Below are 17,318 nucleotides of genomic sequence, written 5' to 3'. Positions count from 1 at the left end.
TTGCATAAATTGTAATGCATTGGATAAAGCAAATCATTTAATATGAGATATTCCTTTAAGAAAATATTCATATCCGTACTTGCAACTGTATCGCTTGTCATCTTATTTCCGTGTGTGACAGCTGGTTCGCTTTCTAAAACATCAGACAGTCTTGTGGCGGAGCTTTCCAAGCAGCCGTCGTATTCAAGTAAAGTTAGATTGCTCCACAACCTTATGGATATAACTTCAGATACTGCTCATTACATAAAATATAACCGTTTGTTGTGGAACATTTCATCTGAAAGAAAAGATGAGATAACGGAATTGGAAGCAATTAGGAATCTGATGAATATAGATAAATCAGATACAATAGCCCGCTATATTGTACATGCCGAGAAACTTCCTTCCAGCAATGCACAAAAGGAGGTTGTTACATATCTTAAGTATGTTTACACTATTAAGACCTTTGATTATAAAAGTGATAGGGAAAAATCTGAAATGCTATGCAATTTGATTGAGAGTGCTAAGAAAATAAATATTGATGATGCTGATTTTATATCCTCTAATAAAAAGGGGAAAATATATGAATCTGTCGGGATGCTTTTTAACCTTTGCGCTGCGCTCTCTTATGTCACAACTGATAGTCTGTATGCTGATTATATTGGTGACTTGGGGAAATTAATAAACAAGCTCCCTTCTGACGGACGAGAAGTTCTGCCGGGCGTCTATTATGTACTTGCTGCAAATTTTTATTCCCGCAAAGGAATGTTGGAAAAGTCTTATAATGCTGATTTAAAATTGATTGAAATAGGTTCTAAATTGGAGAATAAATATAAAAAAGAGGGGAGGAAGTTTAGAAAATTGGATTCATATTACTACGTCAGCTATAGAAGGATGCTTATGGATACAACGGTTCTATCCAAAGCTGAGATTGAGGCATTGTTTGTAAAAATAAAAGCATTGGCAGATGGTAATCCAAAAATTGCAGAAGATTTTGATGCTCCATATTCTATCTCATATATAAGATATTATATGGCTACAAAACAATATGAAAAAGCTATTCCATATTTGGATGCAGCTCTAAATAGTAAAAGCAAATCTGAAAAATGGATGTGGCAAGAATGTTTGAGAGACAGAGTTCTGGCAGGGCGCTCTATTCCTAATGATCCGGATTTGTTAAAGTATACCCTTGAGTATCTTGATGCTGTAAAAGCGGAGAGAAGCGAGAGTGTTAAGGAAAAAACTAAAGAGCTGCAGGTTCTATATGACGTTAACAAACTTAAAATTGATAATGCCCGTTCTGATTTGAGGTTCAGCAGGATGGTAATTATAGTAGCAATTGCTTTTCTTGTTATACTTACGATTTTGCTTATTGTCGCTATAAAGGTTCTGGCAAAAACCCGCATTTTAAAAAATAAGGCGGAGAGCGCCAATAAACTGAAGAGTGTATTTCTTCAAAATATGAGTCATGAGATAAGAACTCCTTTAAATGCAATTGTGGGTTTTTCCGATATGCTGGCGGATGAAAATTCTGATTTGGAAAAGGCTGAAAAAACGCAATTCTCCAAACTTATTAAAGAGAATACAGAGATTCTTTTAACAAAAATTAATGATGTTATGGATATCGCCATGATGGAGTCAGGAGATATACAAATCACTAATTCAGAATGTTCTCTTAATTGGCTTTGCGATTATTGCATTTCTTCTGCAAGGAAGCATCCTCAATACGCAAATTCTTGTACAGTTATGTCTTTCTTGCCTCATAATGATGACATTGTTATTCAAACTGATAAACAAAAAATAGTCCGTTTGCTTGATAATTTCCTGACAAACGCTGCAAAGTTTACAAAACAAGGTTCAATAATTTTGGATTATGAGATGCTTATCGGAGGGTGCGAAGGTTATAAATTGCCATCTGAGAGAAAAGTTAATCGTAAGGCAAAGACGCAGGAAGTATCAATTAATTCTGTGCTTAAGGGAGCAGATAAAGGCTTGATATTGTTCTCTGTAACTGATACCGGAGTAGGAGTGCCTCAAGATAAATCTGATGCTATTTTTGAGCGCTTTGAGAAGCTTGATACATTTGAACAGGGGACTGGTTTGGGACTTCACATTTGCCGTCTGATTGCTCATGCGCTTGGTGGTGAAGTCTATTTGGATACTTCATATCATGGCGGTTCTAGATTCTTATTTGCTCTTCCTTTAAAGCAGATTTAAAAGCTCCATAAGAACCCGGCCATTACATTGCGCGGACGTATTCTGTATGAACTGCTTACAGATGTGGAGCCGCTGAATACGGTGTATGCGTATTCTTTCTTGTTGAACAAGTTATATGCGTACAAATTGATGCTCAATGATTTATTGACTTTCCACTGAAGCATAAAATCTTGCAAAAGCATGTCTTTTGTCCGCTTGCCTTTTTCTGATGAATTTATTGTTGAATTTGCTCCACCCAGTTCCGTATGATAATGTTCAGTTACAAGTTGGAATGTTACATGTTTTCCCACAACAAAATTCAAATCCAGTTTTTGGCTATAGCTGTTGTGAGAAGTGGTTTTCCGGTCTGCAAATTTTAATGTAGAGTGTTGATAATTAAGCGTATATTCTGTATTAAGCCAGCTTGAAAAATGGAATGTTAAGTGCGGGCTAATGGAGAGTGTGCTGCTAATATATTTGATTTTGTTTGCGGCTGTTGAGATACCCTGAACTCCTGATGATGAAGCAGCAATGCTTTGCATTAAATTATAATTGAAGCGAGTATAACTTGCGTCTAATTTAATTGGACCTCCAAGAGCATCAATATTTTTAGTTATCCCGCCATATAAAAAGTCTGCTGTTGTGTTGTGGCTCTCTTTATAGTATGAACTTATAATATATTCATTATCAAATTGCTGAGAAGATAAATATGGATTTTTGTTCCATGTCCTGGCTGCTCCTGCGTTAAAGAAAAGTCCATTTAGCGGGTCTTTGTAATTAACGGAAACAGAAATGCTTTTAGACTTAGATTGAGCAAAATCATTTATACCGCACGATATATTTCTGTAGCCGGACATAATGCCGCCTGTATATATATTGTCCACATCTGTCGCATCTTTCCCAATTGAGGCGGATGCGGAGAGCATGAATTTTCCTGTAAGGTACCATGTAAAATATATTTCTGGCTTGTAGGTTATCATGCCTGAATTTTTATCCTCTAAATTTCTCCATTTTGCGTTTTCTCGCTCTAACTTTTTATCTGCCTGGCGGATAAAAGAGTAATAATAACCTGTCGGAATCTGAAACTCTATTCTAATTGACGATGTCTTATATGTCAGCGACGGCTTTACATAACAGCCTAAATATCCTGTGGTCAAGTTATTAACCATTATTAGAGATGTGTCTTTTACCCCTTGCAGATTTGTCTTTAAGGATTTCCAAAGCGCTTCTGCACCGCAAGAAAAGTCATACACAAAAGCTCCAACGTTTCCGCTAAAAGCTATGTTATTGTTTGTGTATAAAGCTTTTGTGTTGATTGTCTGATGCTGAAGCAGGCTGTCTGCTGCTACCGCTGATGATGATGATGATGACGATGTTGATGTTGATGTTGATGTTGTTGTGCTGATTGCTGCTGATAATGCTGTAGCAGACGCAATTGCTGATGTATCTCTGTTCACTTGAAGATTCTGATTCTGAGTTATGTATTTAATTACGGAAGCTATTGTGAATGTCTTGCTGTTATCAGCATTTTTAATGTACTTTAAATTGTTTTGGAAACTATTCAGCGGCGTCCATGCATTTTGCCTGTTGGGATAAGTACCTGCTGTGTAAGTTTTTGCATCTTGCCAAGCAAGTCCTGCCTTAAGGCCTTCATACATATAAAACTTATCAGTATTTGCTTTCAAATGCATCTTGATGTCTGCCTTATGGGTGTACGCTTTTGCTGCTTCAAAAGTATTGTCATTTATTGAGCTGTCTTTTAGGTAGTACTTTGTATTGCCTGTATATAAAGATGTTAGACGGTCATAATAATAATCCAGATGAACATTGAATGTGTAATCATCACTAAGCTTTTTTGAATTGTCAAATGACATTAGAGCAGAGCGGTTGAATCTTGTTCTTCTGCTGTCCAGCGGTGCAGCGGTTGTTCCTGCAGAGAACCATGTTTCTGCTTTGTAATCCTTTGAGTCTGCTGCCTCATAATCTTCTATTGTAAAGCTCTCTAAATCAGATGAAAAATCTTTGCCTGTGTTATCTGTTTTTGCAGAAATCATTGTCTGATTTTTTTTCCCCATCCTCATTAGGAAGGCGTTCCCATTATATAGTATAGATCTATTATCTACTTTATCAGCTTTGCTGGCTTCAGTATATGAGCTGTTTGCATATCCTCCTGCTCCCGACTGATTCCCGGCCCATCTGGCTTTGGCCGATTCTTTTAATTTTAAATTGATTGCTGCTTTATCGCTGAATACCTTGTTTTTAAGCGACTTTATTGGCTGATGATGCTCCAGTACTTCAACCTTTTGCACATCTTCCGGTTTTATATTGTTGGTAGCCAGACCATATCGGTCACTTACCATGTCATTTCCGTCTATGTAAAATTTATTTATGGGTTCTCCGTTGTAGTAAATTTCTCCGTCCTTTTTAATCTCAATGCCCGGCATTTTCTTTATTACATCCCCAATATTCTTGTCCTGCGCCTCTGCGTAACTTGCTACATTGTAGGCAAGTGTATCTCCCCTTAATGTAAGTTTAGGGGCCTTTACATAGACTTCTTTTAGGTTAGTGGACTCCATGTTCATCAGAATAATGAGCTTGCCGGCAGATGCCATTACAGAGACTTTTTTGTAGCTCATCATGGAAAATTCCAGTTTCACGGGATTCTGGATGCTCATTGCAAAATCTCCTGCTTTGTTAGTTGTAGTGTATTTGATAATTTTACCTCTGCCATCCAATGCCGTAACAATAACACCTGAAAGCGGCTGTCCATCAGCCTTATCTGCTACATGTCCGCTGTATATTTGCGCAGCCGCTTTTCCGGTTGTTATCAACAAAAACAACACTACTAAAAATATGTTTAAGCCTATGTACTTCATCTATGTCATGATTATTTTACAAGTTCATTTACAGAAGTTGAGCGAGTGCGTTTCGTACGAGTAAGCCAGAGCGAAACCTGTAAATGAACTTGTAAATGGAATTATAAGTGTGCTTTTATTGGAATTACAAGAGTACTTGTAAATGCAATGCAATTACTTCAGTTCAAGTTGATTGTACTGCAAATTCCTGAACTGGCTCATATCAGAAGGAGAACCATCCGGATTAGTAATGGTCATTTTGATATTGGAGTTAGTTGACATGTAGTCTATTGGAGCCTTTTGATACTTTATCTCCTGCTGATTGAACTTTTCTCTATTTGTGCTGATGTATTTAGCGTCTTTATAAGTTATTGGGTGCGAGCATTTTCTAAGTCCTGTGGCTTCATAACTGATGATTCTGGAATCATCTTTTACAGAGAGAATCAGGCCAGGGAGACCGCGGAACTTCCATGGACCCGATGAGGACGGAATCTCATTTGTGTACCATGCTTCATAGTTTCTACCTCTGAATGTGCATGTTGCACGGTTACAGCTATAACCGATTACTTCCTTTGTTTCCGGCTGCAGCATCCAATCTATTTCCGGTTCAGGTTCTGTGTATAAAAATGAGTCCATCAAAATATTGTCTGTATATGTGAGTTTGCCGTCGGGATAATTATGATAGATGTTAAAAGTTACACCGCCATTGAACTTCTCCAAGTTTGCCATAATCTGGTCAGCTGGAGTTACTTCTATAAGGGAGTCTTTTTGGAACGTCTTGTATGAGAAGCATTTGGAAATATTTTTGCCAACCTGAAGCAGCAATAAATCTTCAAAATTTTCCTTATCATGAAACTTCTTTTTCAACGGATCATCTGGGTTTTTAAACCAGAACATTTTGTATGTGACTTCAAATGTGGTAGTGTCAATTGTTTTGATGTCTTTCTTTGAAGCTCCTTTGGTTGAGGTAGAAACTCCGTTTTTATTGAATGTAATTACGGTTTGGGCGTTTATTGTGCTGCATTCTAAGGTTGCAACTGCAATAATGGCGATTGAAAATGCTTTAGATATTTTTCCCATGATAGATTTTTATTTGGTTTATCAACGTTGCAAAAGTGGGTTATAATCAAATACGCGTGTGTTAATGGATGCTTAAGAAGTGTTAAATAGTGTTAAAAGAGAATTTTGTGCACCCTTAATTCCTACATTTGCAGTGCAATACAAGCCCTGTTTAATTAACGGGCTTTATTGACTGGCTGAAAGTAAATTATGAAAAGTGCTGGCATAAATAAAAAATCTTACAAGAGGGTGATTTGGTGGGTAATATCCTGCCTGTTGCTGTTGGCTGCGCTGCAGACTTGGAGCCTTATTAGCATCTATCGCGAGCGAAATGCAGAATTTGACAAAGCCGTTATATCTGCAATGAACCGCGCTGCATATGAGGAGGTTACGACATTTGCATCTGCCAACAAAAAATCTCTTGCTACCATAGAGAATAAAACTGTTATTGAGTCTTCTGAAATCCCTAGAAGCTTGAAACCAAGTTCAATACAGGCAATAACAGTCAAGAAATCAAGTGTTAATGACTCTGTGGATTTAACCAAGATTTATATAGACACTAAAATAGGTACCAAAAAAGATTCTGCCCGTCATTCTACTAAACAAACTTTTAAAACCACATTTGTCTCCTATGGAGGCAACAAACTTGTGTATAATTTGCACAGGTATGATTCTCTGCTTCAGATACATTTGCTTGCCAATAATATATCTTTGCCTAGCAAGGTGGACATTGTTAAGAAAAACATTGATTCTCACAACCTTAAACAAATTAGTAAGAGGAAAAGTGGTGCTGTGCAGGAGATTTCAATCAGTCATGATTCTACTATAATCGATAATAAATCAGATAGTTCTGTGGTTTTGCATAATCCGCGGGCTTATTCAATCAGCGTATATAATGGACATGGTCTCTATTTCCGCGTCAGAATTGATAATCCTAACAGAGTGTTATTTAAAGAGTTGCGGTGGATAATTTTGACAACGCTGCTAATTCTTCTCCTTGTGGCTTTCATTTTTGTTTATCTGTTGCGTACAATTTTCAGACAGAAAACATTAGAGAAGATGAGGATTGATTTTACTCACAATATTACTCATGAACTCAAGACTCCAATCTCTGTAGCGTATGCCGCAAATGACGCTTTGGAAAACTTCGGGGCTGCTGATGATGAGAAGAAACGTGCTAAATATCTGGAGATTATACGTGAACAGCTCAAGTCACTTTCTGGGATGGTAGAGAGAATCCTCTCTGCATCACGTGATGAAGTAGGTGGCTTGCATCTTACTAAAGAGAAGATAGATTTATACGATTTTTTGCAGGATGTGGTTGAGCCATATAGAAGTGAGAACGTGCAGCTGGATGTATCTGTTGAGCCGGATAATTTGTTGCTTGTCGCCGACAGGTTCCATCTTGAGCATGTTTTTGATAATCTGATAGATAATTCTATTAAATATTCAAGCAATGATGCAAATTCGCCTCTCAGTGGATGTGGTTCTGCAAAAACAATAGAAATTAAAATCGCAGCCTGTCGGGAGGAAAAAATAATAATAAAATTTACTGACAACGGGATGGGAATTCCTGCTGCGGCTCTGCCTCATATCTTTGAGAAATATTATAGGGTGACTAATGGTAACTTGTACACTGCCAAGGGATTTGGGCTAGGGCTTTATTATGTTAAGATGGTGGTTGAAGCGCACGGCGGGACTATTTCTGTGACCAGCAAGGTGGGGAAGGGGACATCATTTGTAATTTTATTGCCGCTGTAAATATGTCTGAAAATAAAATTAAAATATTGCTTGTTGAAGACGAATATACTCTTGCTGAGATAATTGCAGATACTCTTGGAGAGAAAGGGTTTGATGTGAAGATTGCGCATAACGGGGTTGAAGCGCTTAAAGACATGGCTTTTCTTCCTGATGTGGTTGTTACGGATATTATGATGCCGCAGATGGATGGGCTCACTTTTGTAAAAGAGCTGCGCAAAACGCATCCTGCACTGCCGGTCCTGTTCCTGTCAGCCCGTACAACTGCAGAAGACGTTGTGGAGGGGTTTGAAACCGGCGGCAATGATTATCTGCGCAAACCTTTTGCAATGAGCGAGTTAATTATAAGAATCAAATCTTTGATTGCCCGTTCAGGCGGAACAATCGTAAAAGAGTTTAAGATTGGCAAGTTTACATTTAATGTTGAACGTATGACTTTAAAGCTCACGACAGATAGTAGTTCCTTCTGCATCAGCATCAGACTCTTACATGGTACAGTTATCAACCCGTGAAAGTCAGGTACTTGCAATGTTGTGCGCTAAGATGGGAAATGTGGTGACCAGTAAAGATATTCTTATGAATCTATGGGGAGATGACAGTTTCTTTAACTCCCGCAGTTTGCAAGTTTACATCACAAAGCTCCGCAAGCATTTAGAATCAGATAGTTCCATCACTCTCTCAAATATTAGAGGAGTAGGGTACAAATTATTTGTTTTGTAATCATAGCCGTGTTATTGCGCAAATAGTGCGTCATTGAATTTTCATTAACTTTGTAACAAATGAATTACAAAGTATTGAAAGAATCACAACGTAACAACAAACTACAAGGTATTGAAAAAATCACAACGTAACAACAAATTGCAAAATAATGAATCATATAGAACATCATAAAGTTTTTCTTATTGCCGGCAGCGAGCCGCTTGGTAGTGCCGGTATTCAAGCTGATATTAAGTCAGTTACGGCTTGCGGAGGATATGCCGCAGGCGCCCTTACTTGTATTGTGAATGAGGATACCAGGGAGGTTAAGGGTATTATAAGCATACCAGTGGAAATGGTTGAGGGCCAGTGCCGTTCATTTTTGGGAGATGTCGGGGCTGATTGCATAAAGACCGGAATGCTTTATTCCCGTGATGTAATACATGCTGTGGCTCAGATACTTAATGACTTTAGTTCTGTGCCTTGTGTTGTTGATCCGGTAATGGTCTCTACCGCAGGGGCGCGACTTCTTAAGGATGATGCCATTGAATGCTATAAAAATGAGCTATTTGCGCACGCTACTATTATAACGCCAAACCGTCGTGAGGCAGAAGTATTGCTTGGACGCCCTATGAATCCGCGCAATATGAAGGCTGATTTGCGTGCTTTGTGTATTAATGGCAATGCGGTGATTGTTAAGTCAATAGGGGAAGCAGACTCTGCCGGCTGTTCTGGCAGTTCTGTTGCTGGCATTTCCAGATCTGCAGCAAATGCAAGTGGCAGTGTTGCTTATGGAGCTGCCGCCGGCTCTGCTTGTGAAGGCGGAGTGCTTAAAGATTATTTTTATGACCCGGCGACAGACCGCATGCGCATCTTCTCAAAGAAATATATTAAGACAAATAACCGCAACGGTACAGGTGATACATTGGCCTCAGCGATAGCTACTTACTTGGCTCGTGGCTTCAAACTGGCAGATGCTGTCGCATATTCGGAAAAATTCATTCAGAAGGCAATTGCCGCCGGCGCCAACTATGATTTTGGTTCCGGTTTTGGCGGCACTCAGCCGTTCTTCCGTGATGTTGCCCGCTACGAACGGGAGTTTGAAAAGTACAGTTCTATGAAATAAAAAAGGCAGAGCCTTTTTGAACTCTGCCTTTTCATGCTTTCTGTCATACTTTTTCTTTGACTTGTGCACTGCGCTAATTCTCACTAGTTTGCCGTGCACATCTATCTCTTCCTGCCGGCTTGCCCGCCGGTTGGCTTTGAGATAATCCTTCTGTGTTATGCGTAGAGTTTTCATACTGTGATACATTTATCGTGTGGCAAATGTAAATAAATAATTTTTTGAGGTATAATTTTTGCTGAGAAAAGAATTATAACGCTATAAAATGTCATGAAACAAATTATCTTAATTATTGCTGCTGAATTATTGAGCTTTACAAGTTGTTATGCTATAATACCTGATACTGTATATATTAGAAGGCCAGAACAATTAGGGCTCGTATATAGGGATTTGAATGTTGTTACAAAGGATAATTACAAAATTAAAACATGGTTTTTCCCTGCTCAGTATAAAGATACTACGGAACATGAAAATACTTCAGATGGTGCAGGCATAACGTTAAATAAAGTTATGAGAGAATCAAAGCGTCCAACCATAATAATTTGTGATGGCGATGCTGGCAATATGTCTTACTTTCCTTTGCATTTAGCTCTTGGATGGACTTCTATGGGGTTCAATGTTGTGGCTTTTGATTGGCGTGGATTTGGGGAGAGTTCCAGCTTCCCCATGAATCATAATTACATGTGTTATACGGAAATGCTTGAGGATTACCGTGCTGTTGTTGAAGAAGTGTATAGACAGAAAGATGTAAAGAAAAACGCTATCGTAGTTATGGGCTGGTCTACAGGATCATATCTATCTATGATTACAGCCTATAACAGTAAGAAAGTTAGTGCTTTTATAGGTCGCTCGCTACCGACAGATTTTAAGGATTGCATTCCGCTTGTGATGAAAAAGAAGGGAAAAAACTTAGATCAGTTGTTGATTCCCAAAGATTTTCCTGTATCTCAAATGCCTGTCTGCATTGCATCAAAATTTAATAAACCTATATTTTTGATTGTTGGTGAAAATGATACTCGTACACCGGTTTGGATGAGTCAAAAAGTCCTTAGTCTTCTACCGCCAAAAACTCACCATGAATTGATGATTGTAAAAAATGCAGCGCATGGCGGAGGAGATGATCCTATGTTGATTGCATTTGATGAATTTCTAACAAGAACTGCTGTATTTTTGGAGCAAAATTTATAGCTATTATATTGTCGCTCAGAATAATAATGTTACAAATTATAACGCAGTTACTTTATAAGTTATGGCGATATTTTTTTTCTTTTGTAGTTTTGTGGCAGCTCATGCGTCTAACGGAGTGTAAACATTTTTGATGAGCATTTTTTAATGCATGCTTGCAACTTTTAATGTAAGTTTTAGCATTTTTTAATGCAAGCTTTAACAACTTGATGTAAAACTTATGAATAGTTTAGAGAGACAATTTGCGCAAACTGTCAAAGAGAACAAGAGCACCATATACACTGTATGTTTCATGTTCTCAAAGGATTCCACAGAAGTGGATGATATGTTCCAGGAGGTGCTTATAAACCTTTGGCGCGGCTATGAAAAATTCCGCGGAGAAAGTTCTGTCGGGACCTGGATATGGAAAGTCAGCCTCAATACCTGTATTACTCACGACAGAAAAAAGCGGCACCGGCTTAGTACGGTTCCTCTTGATATGAACATCAATTTATATGAGGATACAGATAGTAATTCAAAGCAAATCAGAATATTATACAACCGAATTTCTAAACTTGGTCCGTTAGATAGGGCGATTGTTCTGCTCTGGCTGGATAATATGAGCTATGATGATATTGCTGCTATTATGGGAATGTCCGTTAAAAATGTTTCAGTAAAACTTGTACGTATTAAAGAACAATTAAAAAACATGAACAATGGAAACGAATAATTTTAACGGAAATATGGTTGCGAATAATGATTTTGAGAGCTTGGAGCAGATGAAACAGCAGATGGTAATGCTTAAGGAAAAGCTTGATCACCAGAATGTTGTGAATGAAAAGCTGATTCTAAAATCTGTGAAGTATAAGAATGATTATATTCAAAAAAGTAATCTAAGGTTTGCAATTTTAGGTATTTGTGCGATTCCTCTGTGCGGGTATGCATTTAGCAACATTGGCATGTACTGGTGGTTCATTGCGTATACAATGGTTATGCTTATATGGAGCGTGAGCCAGGTGATTATCAATAGAGTAAAGTACAATGCGGCAAAGTACATTGATGATGATTTGGTAAAGTGTCTTAACCAAATGATAAAAGCCAAGTTGGCTTTTTCTAGAAAACTTAAGATTGGTATTTGCGCCATTTCTGTTTTCATGCTTTTGTTCTACTTGAATGTATATCTGATTCTTGCAACTAATGGAACAGCCACATTTTCTACTGGAACAGGAACAATGGACAAGTGGTATTACATTGGCCTTGCCATAGGCGGTACTGTTGGTGCAATAATTGGAGCTGCTATTGGATTTACAAATAACGCAAAACAGCGCAGGTATGTAGATGAGATTATTGCAGAGTTGAAGGGGTTACAGTAGTGTTAATGCCACTACAATTATAAAAAACAGGCCATCAAAAATGATAGCCTGTCTTTTGTAATAACAATATGTTGCAGTCGCAACATGCTGTAATCTAACCTTCTGTAATCGTAACTTGCTGTAAACCAACGCTGTTATGCTCCGTGGAACATGTATTCTTTTTGGATGTCCAATGTTAGACGTGTGAAGATTTCTTCTATTAAACTTTCCGCTACGCTCTCGGCTTTGTTAAGGATGCTATCAGAGAATTGTTGAAGCATTTCGTTTGCTTTGATTGGCTCATTCTTATAGAGTTTAAGGTATTCTTTCTCCATCTCTTTTTGTCTTTGGTCATTCTCGGCTTCCAACTTTGCGTAGGCCTCTTTGATGATAGGGGCGTAAGCGTTATAGTTGACCATGCCAAGTGTCATAACCTTGCGGAATTTCCAATATGCTGATTGGTTATCTGAGTGTGAGTTGCCCATTTTGTATGTGGCAGGATATGATTTAACTCCTTGATAAAGAGGTAAAAATACTCCAAGGTCAGACATTCCCATTGCTACGTAAGAGACACATCCGATTTCTTTAGGAAGGTTAGGACGTACTTGCAGCAAATGTGTCTGCGTTGTACGGAATATTCCTACCGGACGATATGGTTCTTTTCCGTTGGAATGAAGATATGGGTCATGCTCTGTGTTATCATAGTGATATCTGAATGCTTTGCGGAAATCGCTGATTGTCATCGGCTTTTCTGCAATTGTATATATGGGGAAAGTGTTTTTTGTAACATCATTTTTGATTGATGGAGAAAACATTTTCTGCAACCCCCAAACACGCGGATAGTTGTACGTTGTATCAAGTTTCTCATCGCGAGTATAAGCTTCATGAAAATCAAATTTTCCATTGGCAGGATTCCACAGCTTGTTCTTTTTTGCAAACTCTATAAGATCCTTGGAAGCAATGAAATTCTCTTTGTCCTTAGGATCATAGTCCCTGTAACGGCTTTGATTTCCCGTCACAAAATATCTGTCGCGAGGCATCTTACAAGCCAAATAACGGTGTCCGCCCGCATTCTCCAAATACCATATTTCTTTCTTGTCTATGAAGCCTATTCCAAACCCCTCTGCAGAACCGTATTTTTCTATGAGCATGCCAAGACGCTCTACTCCCTCACGCGCAGAGTGAATATAAGGCAATACTATATTGTACGTGCAATTCTCTGCTAATCCGTCAGTTACATAAGGATCAACATTAAGCGCCTTTTGGCTGCTGAATATGGTTTCCGTAGAACTCATTCCTACGCCAAGAGTGTTAAAACCGGCACTTCCCCATTCTCCAGGAAATTGATAATCCGGCAGGGCGGAATAACCCAACGCCTCTTTTGGAAGCGGGCAACGGAACTTGCTGTCTTTAGCTACAAATTCCTCAGGCCCAAAATTAGTGTCTTCATGAATCTCAAAATTAATCGCCATCATGGCGTCAAAGTCGCTGGAGCGCGACAAAATAAATGATCCGTCAGCTGTCATTTTATCGCCGGCGATAATCGTTGTACATTCCGATAGAAGTTTTTTATTCATTTCAGTTATCTTTTAATCTTATAATTAATCTTATATCTAATCTTATTTCACAAGGTAATAATTATTTCTCTACAACCTTTTAAGTAGAATCAAAATTAGCGTGTGTTAGAGTCCTAACACTTTATCAATCAGAATCAAATGTATTCTTCCTTTGGGAAAGCAGCGTGGAATGCTTAGGAATATATTGCAGATTCTATCTGGAGCGTTGCAATCTTGGCATTTGCCGGTTACGGCGCATGGTGTTTTAAACTTTGGATGGCGTTTAACATTCTGTGGCGCAGCTATTTGTCTGATGCGCTCTATTGCCGCCTCAGGGGTTGGGGAGATTTTATTTGTACCGGCAACCAGTATAACATGCTTAGGCCCAAAGGTTACCGCGGCACATCTGTTACCGGTCATATCAATCCAGTGCAAACTTCCATCTTCACTTATGCCGTTAACCCCTGTTATAAAAAGGTCAGAAAGTAGTGCCTCGCGACGGTTTTCAACTAGCTGGGTGCGAGATATTTCTGCAGTTGCAGAGTCTGCGGCAGGCACTGATGTAGCTGAGCTTTGTGCAGTTGTTCCCGCAAACTGCGCATCTACCTTGCAGCTGAAAGTCTGCAAAAATTTTGGGCTGCGTTCCTTGACTTCACCAAGCACATTAAGTGCAAGCAAAGTCATTGAATCTCCCGCCGCAACAATTTGCGGCTGTAACTTTTCAAGCTGATTTATGACTCTGTAGTGAGCTTCAGCAGCCGTACTAACTAGTTCAACTTCAAAGCCGTGCAGCTGCAGATTATGTATTGTTTTTTCTATATTCATGGTATAACGTCCAATCATAATTTCTCCAAAATCATCCACAACGCGCTCTGCTCCGGCATCCAAAATCTCTTGGCGCGTGCCGTTTCCGTATGTGACGCCGCAGGTATGAGCGCCTGCATTTACACCCATCATGATGTCATATTTTGTGTCCCCTACAACCAGCGCTTCCGATGGTTTGCAATTGAATTTTTCCAGCGTTTTCAGCACCGGCTCCGGGTCCGGCTTTGCGTTCTTAACATTGTCAGCACCAATAGTATAGCTTATTAAATCGCTCATGCCCAAATCTTCTACGTACTTAGTAAGAGAGCCGTTCCCTCTGCTGCTAGCTATCGTGAGGATAATGCCTTGCTCTTTTAATTCTTTGAGAGTAGGGAGAACCTTTGGAAATAAAGTTACAGCTCCCGGTGTGTTGAATTGGGAAAATATGCGGCGATATGTTTCTGTAAATGACGTACTTAATTGTTCTTTACGCTTACAAAATTCATTAGAATCTTCACTTGGCATTTTATGAAGTTCCGGGAAGAGCGCAGCCGGAGTATCCATCAAAGTGAGTCCAATCATTTTTTTGCACTGCTCATCTGTACGGGCGGGCAAGTGTAACTCTCTGATTGTAGCCTGCATAGTGTTTATAATGACTTTTACTGTGTCACCGATGGTTCCGTCAAAATCCAGTATGATAATTTTTATTTTTTGCATTAAAGTTTTATGCTCCACTTATGAATTAATATTTTTTGTGTTGTTACTTTAAACATGGATTTTTCCTAAAAAACACTAAGTTTAATCACCTGCTGCCGTCTTTTCTCTCTCTAGCAGCTGCTTTTTTGCCTTCAGTCCGCCGGCGTAACCGCCTAAGGTGTTGTTGCTTGCAATGACTCTGTGGCAAGGGACAATGATTGACATAGGATTTGCTCCAATCGCGCCGGCAACGGCTCTTACCGCAGTTGGTCTTTTAATTTTGCGGGCAATATCCATGTATGAAACTGTCTGACCATAAGGGATTTTCAGCAGTTCATTCCAAACTTTCTTTTGAAAATCTGTGCCTGCAAACAATAGGGGAATGTCAAACTCTTTCCGCTTGCCTGCAAAGTATTCTTTAAGTTCTTTTATTGTTTTGTTAATCAGAGAATTGTCGCTCTTTGTTTTTTTGTTGCAAGCTGTAATTGTGTTATACTCAACTTTTGTGAATTCCGCTCCCAAAATTTTTGAAATGCGTTTACTAATCTTGTTGTGCCGTGGCTCCAGAGCCCAGTCGCACATGCACAGCATTTCCCCGCAAGAGCCCAGGATGAGTTCTCCGTCGGGAGTATTAAGATTATATATTTGAATTATAGCCATTGCTTTACATTTCTACAAATGTAATAACTTATAAAGTTTATGGTTACTTTTGTTTAACCTAATAAGACTCAAACAAATGGAAAAAATTATTACTCTAGAAGGCTACGCTCAGTCTGGAGAGGGAGCTACCTCTGTAACTTATAATCATCGCGACGGTCATACAATGCTTAAAGTATATAAGCCTCTATTAGCTGATGATGAGAGTATTAGAGAGCAAGCTATGAATAAAGCTCTTATTAAAATGGGTATCACAACCCCTAGAGCCGGTGATATTGTAACCGTACAAATGACTGACGGAGAGAAACGTAATGGTTTGCTGTTTGAGAGGATAGTTAATAAGAAGTCTTTTGCGCGGCTGATAAGCGACAATCCGGATAAATTAGAAGAGTACTCTTTGATGTTTGTAAATGAGTGTAAAAAGCTGCATGCTACTCCTTGTCATCCAGAGGATTATCCGTTAATTCCTTCAGTTGTGAAAAGATCTTTGGAGACAATTGATACATACGTTGGAATAGATGAAGATGAGAGAAAATCATTGAGAGACGTTGTAAATTCTACTCCTGAAACTTACACATGTCTCCATGGAGATTTGCATATAGGAAATATTATTTCAGATGGAACTCACAATCTGTGGATTGATACTGCAGATTTTACTTTTGGTAATCCATTGTATGACATAGGGTTTACAATGATGTTTAATTATATTCCTCAAGATGGCGTTTTGGAGATGTTTCATATTACTTCCGCGCAGTATCACCAGTTCTGGAGAATTTTTACGCGTGAATATTTTGGTGTTAAAACAGATGAAGAGAGAAGAGCATTGGACCGCAAACTCCTTCCTTACACGATTTTACGCGTTATGTGGGTTACCAGAGAGAAAAACAAAGAATTGTTTAACAGGTTTATGCAGTTTGTTGCCAAAAATGTTCTGGAAAATGACATGGAGGATTACTTGTAACTTTTTGGAAATATGCAGATGCGGGCGTTAACATAGCACTCATTGATAAGGCTTCTGCTTCGGTATGCGGCAGGCCATTTTTCCATTTTGATGATTTTTTCTGTCAAACATTTACTCATATTAATGTTATTTCATTTGGCAATTAATAATGGTTTTATTCTCTTATCGTCCAGCTGCAGCAATTGAAGCATCCTTCGTGACACACAAGGTCACGAGCATCAACCATTTCGATGCGCCCTTTATATGATGGTATAAGTTTTTCAATCTGGCGGAATGCCTGCTCATCTTCTGGAATTTCAAATTTTGGCAGAATTAGAACCTTGTCAGTCTGGAGCCAGTTCACATAAGCCCAATTATTTTCATTTGGTTCTTTCACTTTATAGCGAAGTTCTTTTGATGCTTTTGAAATGAGGCTCCAGACAATCAAAGAAGCGATTAGCATAATCTTCATCAAAGTTCCAA

At 38.8% G+C, this 17,318-nt stretch carries 13 protein-coding genes and 2 pseudogenes; 8 read left to right on the top strand and 7 right to left on the bottom strand.

Annotation, left to right across the window (positions count from 1 at the left end; genetic code table 11):
* Positions 1 to 42: 42 nt before the first annotated feature.
* On the top strand, positions 43 to 2,196 hold the full coding sequence (locus LKM37_08115) for an ATP-binding protein (protein ID MCI1720947.1): 2,154 nt from the start codon (positions 43 to 45) through the stop codon (positions 2,194 to 2,196).
* On the opposite strand, the gene LKM37_08110 is transcribed toward LKM37_08115, so the two are convergent.
* Positions 2,193 to 5,051: a hypothetical protein gene (locus tag LKM37_08110; GenBank protein ID MCI1720946.1), complete on the bottom strand. Its 2,859-nt coding sequence runs from the start codon at positions 5,049 to 5,051 to the stop codon at positions 2,193 to 2,195. The two genes, LKM37_08115 and LKM37_08110, sit on opposite strands and share 4 nt — an antisense overlap.
* 153 nt (positions 5,052 to 5,204) lie before the next feature.
* On the bottom strand, positions 5,205 to 6,110 hold the full coding sequence (locus LKM37_08105; GenBank protein ID MCI1720945.1) for a GLPGLI family protein: 906 nt from the start codon (positions 6,108 to 6,110) through the stop codon (positions 5,205 to 5,207).
* 189 nt (positions 6,111 to 6,299) lie between these two features.
* On the opposite strand from LKM37_08105, the gene LKM37_08100 reads away from it, so the two are divergent.
* The 6 genes and pseudogenes from LKM37_08100 (at position 6,300) to LKM37_08075 (ending at position 12,203) form a co-directional block, all read left to right on the top strand.
* On the top strand, positions 6,300 to 7,850 hold the full coding sequence (locus tag LKM37_08100; GenBank protein MCI1720944.1) for a HAMP domain-containing histidine kinase: 1,551 nt from the start codon (positions 6,300 to 6,302) through the stop codon (positions 7,848 to 7,850).
* Positions 7,851 to 7,852: 2 nt separating this feature from the next.
* Positions 7,853 to 8,567: pseudogene (locus LKM37_08095) on the top strand (response regulator transcription factor).
* A gap of 148 nt (positions 8,568 to 8,715) precedes the next feature.
* Complete coding sequence (locus LKM37_08090) at positions 8,716 to 9,669, top strand: hydroxymethylpyrimidine/phosphomethylpyrimidine kinase (protein MCI1720943.1); 954 nt, start codon at positions 8,716 to 8,718, stop codon at positions 9,667 to 9,669.
* A gap of 267 nt (positions 9,670 to 9,936) precedes the next feature.
* Positions 9,937 to 10,854 (top strand): alpha/beta hydrolase, encoded by a 918-nt coding sequence (locus tag LKM37_08085; protein MCI1720942.1) that lies wholly within the window; start codon positions 9,937 to 9,939, stop codon positions 10,852 to 10,854.
* A 217-nt stretch (positions 10,855 to 11,071) separates the two neighbouring features.
* On the top strand, positions 11,072 to 11,560 hold the full coding sequence (locus tag LKM37_08080; GenBank protein MCI1720941.1) for a sigma-70 family RNA polymerase sigma factor: 489 nt from the start codon (positions 11,072 to 11,074) through the stop codon (positions 11,558 to 11,560).
* On the top strand, positions 11,547 to 12,203 hold the full coding sequence (locus LKM37_08075) for a hypothetical protein (GenBank protein ID MCI1720940.1): 657 nt from the start codon (positions 11,547 to 11,549) through the stop codon (positions 12,201 to 12,203). The genes LKM37_08080 and LKM37_08075 overlap by 14 nt, the downstream gene beginning before the upstream one ends.
* Positions 12,204 to 12,337: 134 nt before the next feature.
* On the opposite strand, the gene LKM37_08070 is transcribed toward LKM37_08075, so the two are convergent.
* From LKM37_08070 to LKM37_08055, 4 genes and pseudogenes are all read right to left on the bottom strand, one after another.
* Entirely contained in the window at positions 12,338 to 13,759 is a 1,422-nt protein-coding gene (locus tag LKM37_08070) for a C69 family dipeptidase (GenBank protein MCI1720939.1), read from the bottom strand.
* A 105-nt stretch (positions 13,760 to 13,864) separates the two neighbouring features.
* Positions 13,865 to 14,563: a lactate utilization protein gene (locus tag LKM37_08065; protein MCI1720938.1), complete on the bottom strand. Its 699-nt coding sequence runs from the start codon at positions 14,561 to 14,563 to the stop codon at positions 13,865 to 13,867.
* A 21-nt stretch (positions 14,564 to 14,584) separates the two neighbouring features.
* A pseudogene (locus tag LKM37_08060) lies at positions 14,585 to 15,259 on the bottom strand (HAD family hydrolase).
* Between the two features lie 81 nt (positions 15,260 to 15,340).
* Positions 15,341 to 15,898 (bottom strand): methylated-DNA--[protein]-cysteine S-methyltransferase, encoded by a 558-nt coding sequence (locus tag LKM37_08055; GenBank protein MCI1720937.1) that lies wholly within the window; start codon positions 15,896 to 15,898, stop codon positions 15,341 to 15,343.
* Positions 15,899 to 15,974: 76 nt separating this feature from the next.
* On the opposite strand from LKM37_08055, the gene LKM37_08050 reads away from it, so the two are divergent.
* The gene (locus LKM37_08050; protein ID MCI1720936.1) at positions 15,975 to 16,856 is read left to right on the top strand and encodes a phosphotransferase; all 882 of its coding nucleotides are present in this window, start codon (positions 15,975 to 15,977) and stop codon (positions 16,854 to 16,856) included.
* Between the two features lie 154 nt (positions 16,857 to 17,010).
* Here the strand turns inward: LKM37_08050 and LKM37_08045 are convergent, their stop codons facing one another.
* Positions 17,011 to 17,307, bottom strand: coding sequence for an agmatine deiminase family protein (locus LKM37_08045; GenBank protein ID MCI1720935.1), 297 nt, complete (start codon positions 17,305 to 17,307; stop codon positions 17,011 to 17,013).
* Positions 17,308 to 17,318 lie beyond the last annotated feature (11 nt).

The sequence above is a fragment of the Bacteroidales bacterium genome (assembly GCA_022647615.1).
Lineage (GTDB): Bacteria > Bacteroidota > Bacteroidia > Bacteroidales > UBA932 > Egerieousia.
Note: the sequence above shows the minus strand (reverse complement) of the source record. Positions and strands in the feature narration are given on the sequence as shown.

Excerpts from the sequence above, each read along its gene's own strand:
- LKM37_08115 (MCI1720947.1), top strand. The coding sequence starts at position 43 with ATGAGATATTCCTTTAAGAAAATATTCATATCCGTACTTGCAACTGTA.
- LKM37_08110 (MCI1720946.1), bottom strand. The coding sequence starts at position 5,051 with ATGAAGTACATAGGCTTAAACATATTTTTAGTAGTGTTGTTTTTGTTG.
- LKM37_08105 (MCI1720945.1), bottom strand. The coding sequence starts at position 6,110 with ATGGGAAAAATATCTAAAGCATTTTCAATCGCCATTATTGCAGTTGCA.
- LKM37_08100 (MCI1720944.1), top strand. The coding sequence starts at position 6,300 with ATGAAAAGTGCTGGCATAAATAAAAAATCTTACAAGAGGGTGATTTGG.
- LKM37_08090 (MCI1720943.1), top strand. The coding sequence starts at position 8,716 with ATGAATCATATAGAACATCATAAAGTTTTTCTTATTGCCGGCAGCGAG.
- LKM37_08085 (MCI1720942.1), top strand. The coding sequence starts at position 9,937 with ATGAAACAAATTATCTTAATTATTGCTGCTGAATTATTGAGCTTTACA.
- LKM37_08080 (MCI1720941.1), top strand. The coding sequence starts at position 11,072 with ATGAATAGTTTAGAGAGACAATTTGCGCAAACTGTCAAAGAGAACAAG.
- LKM37_08075 (MCI1720940.1), top strand. The coding sequence starts at position 11,547 with ATGGAAACGAATAATTTTAACGGAAATATGGTTGCGAATAATGATTTT.
- LKM37_08070 (MCI1720939.1), bottom strand. The coding sequence starts at position 13,759 with ATGAATAAAAAACTTCTATCGGAATGTACAACGATTATCGCCGGCGAT.
- LKM37_08065 (MCI1720938.1), bottom strand. The coding sequence starts at position 14,563 with ATGAATATAGAAAAAACAATACATAATCTGCAGCTGCACGGCTTTGAA.
- LKM37_08055 (MCI1720937.1), bottom strand. The coding sequence starts at position 15,898 with ATGGCTATAATTCAAATATATAATCTTAATACTCCCGACGGAGAACTC.
- LKM37_08050 (MCI1720936.1), top strand. The coding sequence starts at position 15,975 with ATGGAAAAAATTATTACTCTAGAAGGCTACGCTCAGTCTGGAGAGGGA.
- LKM37_08045 (MCI1720935.1), bottom strand. The coding sequence starts at position 17,307 with ATGAAGATTATGCTAATCGCTTCTTTGATTGTCTGGAGCCTCATTTCA.